Consider the following 10,378-nt stretch of genomic DNA (forward strand, 5'->3'; position numbering starts at 1 on the left):
CGCCGCTGACGACCAGCAGCGGCGAGCGGCCGGCGATCCGGCCCGCCCTGGCGACGAAGTCCAGGCCGTCCACGACCTCCTCGGACTCGGCGTCATACGGGTACTCGCCCGGGAACAGGTCGACGACGGACCGCATCCGGATGGCGGCGTTCACGACGGCGGCAGCGGCGACCGGGATGTCGGTGTCGGCGAGGACCCGCAGCGCGACGGCCCCGCCCAGCGAGCCGCCGAGCACACCGACCGGGCCGTCGCCCACCGGGAACCGCGCGCGGATCGACTCCAGGGCTGCCGGGAACTCCTCCGTCGCCTGCCGGACGAACGGGTGCAGGGCGGACATCAGGACGTCCTCGCGGATCAGCTCCAGGCCCGCGTCCATGCTGCCGTCGACCATCCGCGCCCCGCACATCGGCATGCCGAGGTGCACCCGCCACGCGGGTAGGCCGTGCATCGGCAACGCGGCGGCGAACGCCGCGTCCGATCTCGGCGCGTCGAGCATGTGCCAGGTGACGATCAGCGGGGCGGGGCCGCCCTCGGCTGGCGGCAGCGCGGTGAACGGCACCCCGGCGGCGGTGCCCGTGATCGGTGCGTGCATGCGCCCACGGTAGGGCCGGAGCGGTGAACCGGGAACCGGTTACGCCGTCAGCACAACCGCCGACGGGCACCCGGGCGTCCCCCGTGCGGGTGACCAGCGGATCGCCGCCCCCGTCCGCCCGGCGAGGAGAGCTCCGGCGAGGCGACACCTCGGCGACGAGTCGGGCGGGAGGCCCGGACGTTGGCCGGTGTTCCTCGCCGCCACGGCGGAACTCAGCCGAGGAAGTCGAGGACGTGCACCGCGACGAGGTCGGGAGCCTCCAGCACCATGGCGTGGCTGGCCGCGACGTGCTCGACCCGCACCCGGGGGTTGGCCCGAGTCACGGAGTCGAGGTCCCGTTCGACGCCTCGCCGCCACGCGGCGAGCAGGTCGGCGTACCGCTCGGCCTCGGGCAGGTCGCGGGTCGCCGCGAGGACCAGCACCGGGCACCGGATGGCGGCGAGCGGCTCGGTGAGGTCGAGGGCGGCCATCCGCGTGCGGAAGGCCGCCACCGTCCCGGGATCGGGGCGTGCCACGGTCCGGCCGTCCCGGACGGTCAGGCCACGGTCGAAGGCCTCGACGGCCCTGTCGCCGCCGGCGGTCCGGTGCTGGGAGCGGGCGGCCTCGACCGCCGCCGGCTGGAGCGGCTCGGCGAGCGCCGCCGCCTGTGCCGCGAAGTCGGCGTTGAGCTCGGCCAGGCGAGCCGTCAGTTCGTCCGGGTCGAGCCCCAGGTAGTGCCGTTCCTCGGTCTCGACCCCCCGGAAGCCGTCGATGTTCACCGCCCCGGCCGCCTCCGGGTGCCGGCCAGCCCAGAGCGTGGCGACGGCGCCACCAAGCGAGTGGCCCACGACGACCGAGCGCTCGGCGTCGAGGTCGGCCACGACCCGGTCGACGTCGTCCACGAGGGCCTCCCAGTCCCAGACGCCGTCATCGGAACGGCCGTGGCAACGCAGGTCGCAGGCGACGACCCGGTGGCGGCTGGTCAGCAGTGGGGCGAACTCCTCCCAGTTGAACGCGTTCCCGCCGAACCCGTGCAGCAACACGATGTCGCGGCCGTCCCGCTGGCCGCCGTGGTCCCGCACCGCGAGCCGCGGTGATCCCTGGACGTGCCGTTCCTCGACCATCTTCCGCTCCTCCACCCTCGTCAACTCCTTGACAGAAATCGTCAAGGAGTTGACGGCAACGTAGAATACTTGTCACTGGCCGTCAAGTAGCCGGCTGTGCCGTGGATGGAGGCGTCGGTTGACCCTGGAGAACGCGCTGCGGAACCAGCTCGTCGCACTCGTCGACGCCCGGTGCGTCGATCCGCTGGAGATCCTCCTCGAGGACGCGGGCACCGCCGACGCACTGCGACACCGGGTGCGGGAACGGGCCTCGGCCTGGGCACGGGCGATGGTCACCGGCGACGACGCGGAAGCCACCCACGCCATCACACGGACGATCGCCACCCTGTACCCCGGCGACGGACCCTTCGACCCACCGGCGGACTGGTGGCGCACGCCGCTGGGGACCATCACCGCCCGCCGGGTGGGACACCCGAGCGCGCACGCCCTCTCCTACCCCGTCGCCGGCGCGATGCTCGGCATCAGCAGGCAGGGCGTGCACGACCTCCTGAACCGGGGCAAGCTCGACCGCCACCCCGACGGCGGTGTCACCGCCTCCTCGGTGCGCGACCGGTTGCGCGCCAAAGCCCTCCCGGAAGCGGCACGCCACCCGGGAAACGCCGTGGACCGGGGCTGACCGACCGAGCACGTGGCGACGCGGGGACGCGGGCAACAGCCACGGACATCCCGAGCCGCTCCCGGACGCCTACCGTTCAGCTGGTGGGAGACGCCAGGCGGGGGAAGAGGCGCACGGCGTTGTCCTCGAAGACGGCCCGCCGCAGTTCCCCGTCGAGCAGCGGGGTCTCGGCGAGGCGGTCCGCGAGCTCCCGGCCCAACGCGGCGGGGAAGAACGGGTAGTCGCTGCCGTAGTGCAGCCGGTCCGGATCGGCCAGCGAGAGCAGCGCCCCCAGCAGCTCGGGCACCGGGGCGCCGGCGAGGTCGAAGTGCAGTCGACGCATCGCGGCCCGCAGGCTCGGCGTGGTGCGCCCCTTCGGCACGGCCAACATCGGGACCAGCAGGTCCACCCGGTTCGCCAGCACCGGGAGCACGGCACCGGCATGGGAGACGACCACCCGCAGGTCGGGGTGCCGCTCCAGAACGCCGGACAGCACCAGGTCCACCACCGACCGCGTGGTGTCGAAGGGGAACTCCAGCGCGGGTTGCGGGTACCCCAGCGCCAGGTGCTCGGCGACGAAGGGCATTGCCGGGTGGACGAAGACCACCGACCCCCGGGCCGCCACCTCGGCGTAGACGGGTTCGAGCCGCTCGTCCCCCAGGTAGAGACCGTGGTGGTTGCTCTGGAGGATCACCCCGTCGGCGCCCAGGACGTCGAACGCGTGGCGCAGCTCGGCGACCGCCGGCTCCACCTCGGGCAGCGGCAGCGACGCGAAGAACCCGAACCTGCCCGGGTGCGCGCGGACCAGCCGGGCTCCCTCCTCGTTGACCCGGCGGGCGAGGTCGACCGCGCGGTCGGCGTCCCCGAAGTGCACTCCTGGGGTGGAGACGGACAGCATCGCCGTGCGCACGCCCAACCGGTCCATCGTCCGCAACGCGAGCTGCTCGTCCCACTCCGGGAGCGAGGAGATGGCGGCCCGCCGACCGTGCCCCGACTCGGCGAGCGCCTCCCGGTAGAAGTCCGGCAGGTAGTGCGCGTGCAGGTCGATTCTGCCGCCGGACATCACACGCTCCTCGCGTCGACGGACTGGGGCGCGGCGGGCACCGCTTGCTGGACTATAGGCCGGCGGCGCGTCGCACCCCGGACGCGAGGGATGTCGGGACGGTCACGTCAGGTGGGCGGCCGGTGGACGTGGATGCCGGGCACCCGGCCGCCACCACCAGGGCTCCACGGAGGAGGACCGGACCGGCCAGCGCGCCGGAGCCCGCGCCCACGCCGACACGGCGAGGCCCGCCCGGGAGTGACCGGGCGGGCCTCGTCGACGCGCGTGGTGGGCGGGCCGGCCGAACCGCGTTCCACCGGGAACGGCCGGCCGCCGGATCAGCAGTACAGGTTCCCGCCCGGCGTGGTACCGAGGATCTGCGTGAAGCGCTGGTAGGTGTCGACCCGGCTCTGCACCTGGCCGGGGTTGGCGCCGCCGCACTCCAGCGCCCCGTTGATGCTGCGGATGGTCTCGCCGAAGCCGTGGCCGTTGACCATGGCGTGGTGCGGGGTCATCGTGCCGGGGCCGCTCTGGGTGTTCCAGTACCAGAGCGCGGTCCGCCAGGCGACCGAGGCGTCGTTCTGCACCAGCCACGGGTTGCCGAGCAGGTCGAGCCCCAGCGCGTCGCCCGCCGCCTTGTAGTTGAAGTTCCAGCTGAGCTGGATCGGGCCCCGCCCGTAGTAGGCGGCCTGTCCGGCCGGGCAACCGTAGGGCTGGCTCCAGTCGCAGTAGTGCGGGTAGTTCGCCTCGTTCTGCTCGACGATGTGCACGAGCCCACCGGTCTCGTGGCTGGCGTTGGCCAGGAACGCGGCGGCCTCCCGCCGCCGGGTCGTCTCGTCCCCGGTGTTCGTGAAGCCGGGGTAGGAGCTGAGCGCGGCGGTCAGCCCCTGGTACGTGTAGAAGGGGTTCCGGTTGGGGAACATCTGGTTGAACTGGGCCTCGCTCACCACGAAGCCCTGCGGCGCGGCCGGTTCGGCCGACGCCGTGCTCGTCGTCATCGGTGCGGAGACCAGCAGGGCACTCACCGCCGCCACGGCGGCGACTGCCTTCACCAGGCGTGTGATGGACACGTGATCGCTCCTTCGTCCAGCGCGAAGCGCACCGGGGAACTGGGAACGCGCACGAACGCGGGCAGGGAACGGCCGCTCCGCTTGGGGGATCGGATGGGATCGCCCCTCACTGAACCGGGTTGGTCTGAACCAGTCAATGGAGCGAACGAGTGTCAACCGGACGTCTGAGCGGAGGCGCCCTCCTGGGCCGTCCGGCCCTCGACCGGATGAACCGCGAGTCCGGACCCGCCCCGGACAGGGGGCCACGAACGGCGCACCCGCGCTCGGCGAACCGGCATCGCTCCCCCGGGCCAGCGTGATCCGTCTCCGCGTCCGAGCCGCCGGCGAGCGGCTACCGGGAACGCGGTCCTCACCTCCGCCGCCCGACATCCTCCCGGCGCCGGAGGGCACGGCCGTAGAGCCACATGGTGTGCCGGGTCCCGCCGGCGCGGGCGTGCGCGCGTCGCACCACGAAGGTGACCAGCCCGGCCCACTCCCCCGTCGTCGTGCGCTCCCAGGCGACCAGCTCCCCGGGCACCTCCGACGCCAGGTCCAGCCCCTCGGGCACGGGCGGACGACCGGAGGTCGGCTGGTTCAGGGCCGCGCCGAGGGACACCCAGACCGGCTGGGAGGGCCGCACGGCACGGTAGGTGTCCCGGGACCACCCGGGAACCGGCGAGCCATCACGTTCGAACACGCGTTCGATACTCTCCCGTGCCGCCGCCCCACCGCAAATCTGGGGAGGAACGTCACCCCGGCAGGAACGAGGCAGCCCGGGAACGGACGCGCCCAGCCCCACCACACTTCCCCGAGCCCCGGGTCACGACCGGACACGGCGCCCGGCCGCCAGCCCCACCCCCAGGGCACGAGGGGCCAAGCCGGGGAACCGAGCGCACCACCCCGGCGCGCGGACACGTCCGACCCGACCGATCCGGTCACCCAGCGCGGTATCCCAGCGGGACGAGCACACCCAACACCCACCCGTCCGGCGGTTCACGGGAAGAACAGGCACCTCCCTCCTGTCGTGAATACGGGCGGCCCCTGCGCCAATCCCGCCGCGGCGTTCGGGGCCGCACCACGCACCCCCGGAAGAAGTATTCACCAGGAGCCTGTTCGGAGTATGACTCGAATCATGGCGGACGCGGTTGCGGACGACAATCCCGCCCTTATACCTTCCCGAAGCCACGATGGTGGGGAGATTCATGAGGCGGTGGGAACCAGCCGTTCCACCCACCGTCGCCGGAGTTTCCGCGACCTGGACGGAAGGATCCCCCTGAGCGTCACCGCAGGCCACAGCAACCAACCACAGCCCTGTCGCCTTTCGGGGACGTTTGTCGCGAGGGAAGCACCGCTGCCCGAGGTTCCCGTGCCCCGACTCGAACAGGAACGGTTGAGATCAGGCACCCCACCTCCCACACCGGGATGCGATGACGGCGACGAACGCCGACAGTGGAACCAGGAAACACCGGAATTCCTCAGCCGGCACCCGCGACGACGCTGATTCGCGGAACGAGCTGCCACGGGCACTTCACCCGAAGTCGAGGAATCACGCCCCCACCCCCGGAAAACCCGATCCCGTTGAGGATGGCGACCGTGCCGAACGCACCCTTGGTGAAGGCCCTCGGGCTACGACGACAACGCGGCAGGACCACGGTCCTCCACGACATCGACTTCTCGGTCGGTGCCGGGGTGACCTGCCTCCTCGGCCCGAACGGGGCGGGGAAGACCACGTTGCTCGAAACCATCGTGGGCGTGCTCAGCCCCCAGGGCGGCTCGCTCCTGGTCCGCGGTCAGGACGTGAGCCGCCCCTCGGGCGTGGAGGCGATCCGGGCCAGCACGGGATACCTGCCCCAGCGGTTCACCGCGCTGCCCTCCTTCTCCACCCTGGAGTTCGTCAGCTACACCGCGTGGAGCAAGGGGCTCTCCGCCCGCCGGGCGCGGGAGAACGCGGCGCGGGTGCTCGACACCGTCGGTCTCGCGGCCAGCTCGGGCACCAGGACCAGGAAACTGTCCGGCGGCATGCTGCAACGGCTGGGCATCGCCTGCGCCCTGGTGAACGAGCCGGCGCTCCTCGTCCTGGACGAGCCGACGGTCGGTCTCGACCCCGCGCAGCGAGCCTCCTTCCGCGCCCTGGTCCGCGCGGTGGGCAAGGAGACCCCGACCGTGCTCAGCACTCATCTCACCGATGACGTCGCGGCGGTGGCCGACTCGGTCCTGCTCCTCTCCGAGGGTCACGTGCTCTTCCAGGGGACGCTGGAGGAGTTCCTCGCGCCCGAGGGAGCCGACGGCTCGCGCTCGGAAGCCGTCGAAGCCGCCTACCTGCGCCGCCTCGCGATCCCCGCTGGGGGGTCGGCACATGCCTGAGGGCACGGAGCACCCGCTGTCCACCGCTGGTTCGTCGTCCCACGCGCGGCGCACGGCGTTCGCGCACGCCGTCCTGTTGGAGTCCCGGCGGTCCCCGGCCTGGCTGCTGGTGCCCGCCGTGGTCGGGCTCGGGCTGTTCGCGGCGTTCGCCGAGCTGAAACCGGGAGTGTCGTACTGGGGCAACGCGATGGCCGCCTCGCAGGCCTCCACCATCGCGAGCGGCCCGGTGGTCAGCGGCGTCGCCGCGCTCGTCGCGAGCCGCGACCACCGGATGGGGCTCGGTTGGCTGGACGAGGTGGCGGTCCGGGGCCCGGGGTTCCGCCACGGTGCGCGACTCCTCGCCACCCTGCTCTGGGCGTGGCTCGGCCAGGGGCTGGTCCTGGCCGCCGTGTCGACGCGCATCCTCGTCGGCAACACGTGGGGCGATCTGGAACCACTCGCGCTCCTGATCTCCCCGCTGGGTCTGTCGGCCTACGCGCTGTTCGGTTACCTCGTCGGTGTCCTCCTCCCCCACGTCCTGACCGTCCCCGTCGTCGCGCTGGCCGCCTTCTCCCTCCACGCGGTCGGCTTCGCCCTCTCCCCGACGGCGGAGGCGCTCCTCCCGGCTCGGCAGCAGCTGGTCGACGTGTGGACGGCGGTGCCGGCCACCCTCCACCTCCGGTTGGTGGTCTGGTTCCTGGGGCTCGTGCTCGCGTTGCTCGCCGTCCTCGTGCTGGTGTGCCGCCTACGCGACCGCCACCAGCGTCGGCGGCCGTGGCGGCTGGTGGCCCTCGGCGCGGCGGCCGTCGTGGCGTCGCTCACCGCCATCCCGGTCCTCGCCCTGGGCGGGCGGACCACCCTCCCGGCCGAACCGCCCTTCACCCCGGTGTGCACCTGGCACGGGGAGCTGGAACTGTGCCTGCACCCGGCCTTCGACCACGCCTCGGCCGATCTCGGCGCCCGGCTCGCGGTGTTCCACGAGATGGCCGGGGACTCGCCGTTGGCCTTCGACCGGGTGGAGCACCGACCACGGGGAATGGGAGAGGCGCCGGTAGGGGAGGGCGTCGCGGTCCACCTCGACGACACCGCCGAGGGCACCCTCGTCGCCGCCGTACAGGAACTCGCGTTCAACCTGTCCGGCCTGGACGAATGCTTCCGCCCCTTCGACGAACGCGTGGAGCAGGGCGTCGAGGACCCCGACGCGGCCGCCGGCTACAACACCCTGGTGTCGACGGCGATCGCCCAACCCGGGGTCCCGGTCGCCGACGCTGGTGGGGTGTACCGGGAGGCCGCCGACTTCCTCGCCGGGTTGTCGGTCCCGGAATGGCGGGAGTGGCTGTCCCGGCACGGCGCGGCCTACCAGGGGTGCGCCCTGACCGAGGAGGCGTTCTCGCGATGAACGGCACCGACGCCTCCCGCGCCCCCGACCGTCTCGCGGAGCCGAACCCCGGCCTCCCCCGCGCGCGCCACCCCCTGCTGTCGTTCCTGATGGCGCGGAACACGGCGTGCATCGTCGGGACCGTCCTGCTCGGAGCGCTGGCCAGCGCCACCGTCGGCGCGATGACCTTCGCCGTGGGTGGTTCGGTGCCGGTTCCGCTGCCGTTCGCCGTGGTGATGCCCACCCTGCTCGCCTGCGCGGTGGCCACCTGGGCCACCTCCGGGGTGCCGGCCACCGATCGCGGTGCCGTGCGTCGCCTGGCCTGGTGGACGCTCGCGCACCGACTCGGGTGCTCGGGGTTCGCCGCCCTCGCCCTGTGGTTGTCCACCCCGGAGGTGGTGGCGGACTTCGGGGGCGGGGACGCGGCGGCCGTCCTGCTGGCGTTGACCGGCCTGGCCTGGGTGCTCCAGCTGGTCCTGCCCGCTCCACTCGCGGTGCTGCCCGTGATGCTGGTCGCCGTGCCCGGGTTCGTGGGCCTGTACACACCGGCCACCGGCGGGGACACCGCGCTGGTGAACGGGCTCCTCGGGTGGTTGGTGGGCCAGGACCCCTGGGGCCACGCCTGGCTGACCTCGCTCGTCCTGTTCGGCGCCGGTCTCGCCGCCAGCTTCGCGCGCCGGGGCGTCCCGCGCCCCGCCCGCTGGTAGGGGCGCCAGCCGACCCCGGTGGCCCCGACACCGACGGTGGGTCGGGGCCGGCCCGGCCCTGGGACGACCTACCGGCGCCGTCCCCGGGACTCGCCCGTCCCGGGGACGAGCGGCTTCCCGACTTCCGCGCGGCGGCCGGGGATCCGCGAGGGGAGAGCAGGTGGTGGGTCGGACAGGCTCGCTCCCGGGAAAACGGGTACGCCCGGACTCGGGGGGCGGGGTAGCGTGCGACCGGCCCACGGCCGGGGTCCTCCCGGGCGGAACCTCGGGAAGGACGACCTGATGCGCGAACTGACCTACATCGTCGCCAGCACCCTGGACGGCGTCATCGCACCGCCGGACGGCTCGGACCCGTCGGCCCCGGGCGGGCTCTTCGACATCGACGGCGACCACCTGGGCACGCTCGTCGAGGAGTACCCGGAGTTGGTGCCCGTCCAGGCGCGGCGCGCCCTCGGCATCGACCCGCCGAACCGCACCTTCGACACGGTGCTGGAGGGCAGGGGTTCCTACGACATGGGGCTCCGGGTGGGCGTCACCAACGCGTACCCGCACCTGCGCCACCTCGTGTTCTCGCGGAGCCTGACCGAGAGCCCTGACCCCACGGTCGAGCTGGTGTCCGGCGACCCGGTGACCGTCGTCCGCGAACTCAAGCGCGAACCTGGCGCGGGCATCTGGCTCTGCGGGGGCGGGCGGCTGGCCGGTGCGCTGCTGCCGGAGATCGACCGACTCGTGATCAAGCTGAACCCGGTCGTCGCCGGCGCGGGCATCGCCCTGTTCGGCGGCGCGTTCGACCCCACGGGGTTCCGGCTGGTCGAGACGAAGGCGCACGACAGCGGCGTGCTGTTCCTGACCTACACACGCTCCTGACCGGACGGGGCCCGAGGACGACACGCACCGGCTCGGATGGCGGAGCGCGGGAGATCGAGCCCCGCCGTCACGAACCCACGCCCCACTCGGCCTCCGACGTCACAGCACCTCCGCCTCGGCCGGCCGGGGAGGTCGCGGGCAGGCCCTGGAATCAGCGGGTGGTGGCCTCGCCCGCTCCGGGCCGCCGCCGTCCCAGGGCGGGTGCGACCTCGGTGGCGATGAGGCGCAGCGACTCGGTGAGGCGGTCAGGAGCCAGCCTGGCCGGGAACGCCTGGACGAGCAGTTCGTCGGCCAGGCGCACGGTCGGGTCCGCCGCGAGCAGTTCCGCTACCCGTTCTGGGCTGCCGTACACCATGTTGTCCTGGACCAGCACCCGGTCGGGGTTGAGCTCCTCGGCGGCGGGGTCCTCGGCCCGCCGCTGCCGCAGGTAGGGGCGGAGCCCGTCGAGCAGCTCCGCCCGCGCGGTCGCCGTGTCGCGGGCGACGTGGACCGTCCGGGACACCCCGATCCTCGGCGTGCCACCGCCGATCGGTCGCCAGGCCTCCCGGTAGGCGCGGACCAGCTCCCGTTGGCGCTCTCCCGTCGGGAGGTCCGAATCCGGTGCGTTGCGGGCCAGGAGCAGGCCGGTGCCCTGGGCTCCCGCGCGGCACGCCCCGGACGGGCTCATCGCCGCCTGCCACAACCGCCCGGTCCGGCCGGGGC

Annotated in this window: 11 protein-coding genes; 5 read left to right on the plus strand and 6 right to left on the minus strand. The window is 73.3% G+C overall.

Going from position 1 to position 10,378, the window contains the following annotated elements; genetic code table 11:
* Together ACTIDRAF_RS0219425 and ACTIDRAF_RS0219430 are read right to left on the minus strand one after the other, a co-directional pair.
* A partial coding sequence (locus tag ACTIDRAF_RS0219425) for a hypothetical protein (protein WP_016700391.1) occupies positions 1-592 on the minus strand: 592 nt, incomplete at its 3' end.
* 212 nt (positions 593-804) lie between these two features.
* Complete coding sequence (locus tag ACTIDRAF_RS0219430; protein ID WP_157163149.1) at positions 805-1,740, minus strand: alpha/beta fold hydrolase; 936 nt, start codon at positions 1,738-1,740, stop codon at positions 805-807.
* 73 nt (positions 1,741-1,813) lie between these two features.
* Here ACTIDRAF_RS0219430 and ACTIDRAF_RS29905 point away from each other — a divergent pair, with 73 nt between their 5' ends.
* Complete coding sequence (locus ACTIDRAF_RS29905) at positions 1,814-2,311, plus strand: hypothetical protein (RefSeq protein WP_016700393.1); 498 nt, start codon at positions 1,814-1,816, stop codon at positions 2,309-2,311.
* Between the two features lie 76 nt (positions 2,312-2,387).
* Here the strand turns inward: ACTIDRAF_RS29905 and ACTIDRAF_RS0219440 are convergent, their stop codons facing one another.
* From ACTIDRAF_RS0219440 to ACTIDRAF_RS29910, 3 genes are all read right to left on the minus strand, one after another.
* Entirely contained in the window at positions 2,388-3,353 is a 966-nt protein-coding gene (locus tag ACTIDRAF_RS0219440) for an amidohydrolase family protein (RefSeq protein WP_016700394.1), read from the minus strand.
* Between the two features lie 317 nt (positions 3,354-3,670).
* Positions 3,671-4,402, minus strand: a complete 732-nt coding sequence (locus ACTIDRAF_RS0219445) for a chitinase (protein ID WP_016700395.1) — start codon at positions 4,400-4,402, stop codon at positions 3,671-3,673.
* Positions 4,403-4,751: 349 nt separating this feature from the next.
* Positions 4,752-5,078, minus strand: a complete 327-nt coding sequence (locus ACTIDRAF_RS29910; protein WP_016700396.1) for a hypothetical protein — start codon at positions 5,076-5,078, stop codon at positions 4,752-4,754.
* Positions 5,079-5,974: 896 nt separating this feature from the next.
* On the opposite strand from ACTIDRAF_RS29910, the gene ACTIDRAF_RS29915 reads away from it, so the two are divergent.
* From ACTIDRAF_RS29915 to ACTIDRAF_RS0219470, 4 genes are all read left to right on the plus strand, one after another.
* Positions 5,975-6,745 carry an ABC transporter ATP-binding protein gene (locus tag ACTIDRAF_RS29915; protein WP_157163150.1) on the plus strand — a complete coding sequence of 257 codons (771 nt, stop codon included), beginning with the start codon at positions 5,975-5,977 and terminating at the stop codon, positions 6,743-6,745.
* Positions 6,738-8,123 carry a hypothetical protein gene (locus tag ACTIDRAF_RS0219460; RefSeq protein ID WP_016700398.1) on the plus strand — a complete coding sequence of 462 codons (1,386 nt, stop codon included), beginning with the start codon at positions 6,738-6,740 and terminating at the stop codon, positions 8,121-8,123. The genes ACTIDRAF_RS29915 and ACTIDRAF_RS0219460 overlap by 8 nt, the downstream gene beginning before the upstream one ends.
* Positions 8,120-8,809: a hypothetical protein gene (locus tag ACTIDRAF_RS0219465; protein WP_016700399.1), complete on the plus strand. Its 690-nt coding sequence runs from the start codon at positions 8,120-8,122 to the stop codon at positions 8,807-8,809. Before ACTIDRAF_RS0219460 ends, ACTIDRAF_RS0219465 begins: the two co-directional genes overlap by 4 nt.
* Positions 8,810-9,091: 282 nt before the next feature.
* Positions 9,092-9,676, plus strand: a complete 585-nt coding sequence (locus ACTIDRAF_RS0219470) for a dihydrofolate reductase family protein (protein ID WP_016700400.1) — start codon at positions 9,092-9,094, stop codon at positions 9,674-9,676.
* A gap of 151 nt (positions 9,677-9,827) precedes the next feature.
* On the opposite strand, the gene ACTIDRAF_RS29920 is transcribed toward ACTIDRAF_RS0219470, so the two are convergent.
* Positions 9,828-10,378: LLM class flavin-dependent oxidoreductase (locus ACTIDRAF_RS29920; RefSeq protein WP_016700401.1), on the minus strand; the 551-nt coding region annotated here is incomplete at its 5' end.

Source organism: Actinoalloteichus spitiensis RMV-1378, assembly GCF_000239155.1.
GTDB lineage: Bacteria > Actinomycetota > Actinomycetes > Mycobacteriales > Pseudonocardiaceae > Actinoalloteichus_B > Actinoalloteichus_B spitiensis.

Excerpts from the sequence above, each read along its gene's own strand:
- ACTIDRAF_RS0219440 (WP_016700394.1), bottom strand. The coding sequence starts at position 3,353 with ATGTCCGGCGGCAGAATCGACCTGCACGCGCACTACCTGCCGGACTTC.
- ACTIDRAF_RS0219460 (WP_016700398.1), top strand. The coding sequence starts at position 6,738 with ATGCCTGAGGGCACGGAGCACCCGCTGTCCACCGCTGGTTCGTCGTCC.
- ACTIDRAF_RS0219465 (WP_016700399.1), top strand. The coding sequence starts at position 8,120 with ATGAACGGCACCGACGCCTCCCGCGCCCCCGACCGTCTCGCGGAGCCG.
- ACTIDRAF_RS0219470 (WP_016700400.1), top strand. The coding sequence starts at position 9,092 with ATGCGCGAACTGACCTACATCGTCGCCAGCACCCTGGACGGCGTCATC.